Origin of the sequence: Clostridium thailandense (assembly GCF_019207025.1) — a bacterium.
Taxonomy (GTDB): domain Bacteria; phylum Bacillota; class Clostridia; order Clostridiales; family Clostridiaceae; genus Clostridium_AM; species Clostridium_AM thailandense.
On sequence record NZ_JAEEGC010000232.1, the window covers coordinates 1 to 1,859 of the forward strand.

Annotated in this window: 1 protein-coding gene and 1 pseudogene; both read left to right on the forward strand. The window is 32.4% G+C overall.

Annotated features, from left to right (window positions below):
- Positions 1–273, forward strand: a pseudogene (locus I6U48_RS29055) (acetyl-CoA C-acyltransferase); the annotation flags it as partial.
- Positions 274–546: 273 nt separating this feature from the next.
- Positions 547–1,371 carry an NAD(+) synthase gene (gene nadE, locus I6U48_RS29060; RefSeq protein ID WP_218324003.1) on the forward strand — a complete coding sequence of 275 codons (825 nt, stop codon included), beginning with the start codon at positions 547–549 and terminating at the stop codon, positions 1,369–1,371.
- Positions 1,372–1,859: the final 488 nt, after the last annotated feature.

Sequence of the window (1,859 nt, forward strand, 5' to 3'; positions counted from 1 at the left end):
GTGGCTAATTTAACAATAGAAGATATGGATTTAATAGAAGCAAATGAAGCCTTTGCAGCTCAGAGTTTAGCCGTTGCAAAAGATTTAAAATTTGATATGAGCAAGGTAAATGTAAATGGTGGAGCTATTGCTCTTGGTCATCCAGTTGGATGCTCTGGTGCTAGAATATTAACTACTTTACTTTATGAAATGGAAAAAAGAGATGCAAAGAAAGGACTCGCAACTCTTTGCATAGGTGGTGGAATGGGTACTGCTATAATAGTTGAAAGATAAAATAAAATTATTAGGGTAGAAACTAAAGAAATATATTTGACTGTGCACCGATAGTGGGCGTGGATCTAAAATTCTTTAGATTACTATATATAATGAGGCTGTTGCACATATATACTCGTGACTAAAAGTTTATTTATATTTTAGAACATTTTGGTAATACGAGTATCTATAGTTCAACAGCCTCTCTAATCTATAAAAAATAAAATTGCAATGAAATAACATTTATAAAAGTGTGAGAGTATTGAAATAAATATAAATTTGGGAGGGGTTAATATGATCGATAGATATAAGCAAAATAAAATATCTAGTGAAATTGGTATACCAATGCCTCGTAGAGGTGAATCAGATAGAGACTACGCTTATAGAATGATAGAGGAAGTTACAGAGCTTCTTAAAAATTATGCAGAATGTACTGGAAAAAAAGGATATGTATGTCATATAACAGGTGGAGTAGATAGTTTTGTTGCAAGCATGTTGATAAAAAGAGCAGGTTTGTTTTTGGCAAGCTTATCTCTTCCTTATGGGAAGAAAACTGACATGGTAGATGTGGAGATGGCAAGGAACATTATTCAACCAGATGTATTTAAAGTTCACGATATAACAAAAACTGTAGACGAATGTATCGAACTTCTTAAAGATTTACCTCCAACCAAGGTTCACATCGGCAATACAAAAGCACGAATAAGGATGACAGTTCTATATAGAGTAGCTGAGGTTTATGATCTTTTGGTTGCAGGGTCTGTAAATGCCACTGAACTGACCATGGGTATGATAACTAAACATGGTGATTACGCAGCAGATATACAACCACTTGCAGGAATAACAAAAGGCATAATTTATGAGATGGCTAAGATATTTGGTGCACCTCAATCAATAATAAATAAACTTCCTACAGCTGGTTTATGGGATAATATGTCTAATAGAGAAGAAGTAAGCACCCTTAATCATCAGGTTTGTCTATATCTAAGAGGTGATGCAAACTTCCAAGAAGACTTTGAGAGTAAAATAGTTGGATTGAATGAGAAATCTCAACATAAAAGGCATCTTCCAGTTACAGAAAAGGATAGTTGGTGGGTTAGACGTAAACAAATTTTATAAGTTTTTTGTTGAAGATCATATATAGGAGGGTGTGATTAAACAAAATTTTACATTAAGTAAATCCTTAAATACCAATGCATTGGACTTTTTCATTTTCCATCTTTTGATATATAAAATGGACTTTATCACAACCTCCTATAGACATCCACGGCTGACACTTAACTTATCCTCCAGGATATATTGACATTCTTCCGGCACAATAAATACTTTTAATAAGTCTAAAGCTCAATATTTTGAAAGTCTAAGAATCATTGATAAACTCGTATCTCATACACATCAATAGTCCTAAGACTTTTTAAAATATTGAGCTAAGACTTATAACAAAAGTAACTTATACTCTAAAATATGTTTATAAGATTTGGCATCATATTGTTCATACTTGATAAGAACATCATATATAATATAGAAGAAAGAAGGAATTTTTTATGAGAAAAATGAAAACAATGGATGGAAATACAGCTGCAGCGCATATTTCATATGCGTTTATT